This is a genomic window from Myxococcus sp. CA056, from assembly GCF_013336715.1.
Classification (GTDB): domain Bacteria; phylum Myxococcota; class Myxococcia; order Myxococcales; family Myxococcaceae; genus Myxococcus; species Myxococcus llanfairpwllgwyngyllgogerychwyrndrobwllllantysiliogogogochensis.
The window spans coordinates 1-416 of sequence record NZ_JABUMT010000060.1; the positions used below are offsets into that span (position 1 = coordinate 1).

At 66.6% G+C, this 416-nt stretch carries 1 pseudogene; it reads right to left on the bottom strand.

The features are described 5' to 3' along the window. Window positions 1-416, bottom strand: a pseudogene (locus HUA76_RS44825) (PD40 domain-containing protein); the annotation flags it as partial.

Genomic DNA, 416 nt, shown 5'->3' on the forward strand with positions numbered 1-416 from the left:
GTCCGAGGGCACGAACGGGTCCCACGTCTGCCGCACGAAGTAGAGCTGGCTCAGGTCACGACTCAGCGTGGGGTGGAACTCGTCCTTCTCCGTGTTCACGGAGGGCCCCAGGTTGGCGGCGGGCGTCCAGGTGCCCGCGACGTTGAATCTCACGTACAGGTCTCCCAGCCCGTAGCCGCCGGGGCGGTTGAGCGAGGCGAAGACGAGCACCCGTCCATCCGGGGACACCCACGGGTTGTATTCCCACGAGTCAGGGGAGTTGACCGCGGGGCCCAGGTTCTCCGGCGCGGTGTAGTGATTGCCCTGGCGACGGACGCGGTACATCTCGAAGTCCGTCTCGAACGTGCCGCTCGCGAAGTAGACCGTCCCGTCGCGCGTCACGCTGGGGTACAGCTCCTCTCTCTGCGAGTTCACGA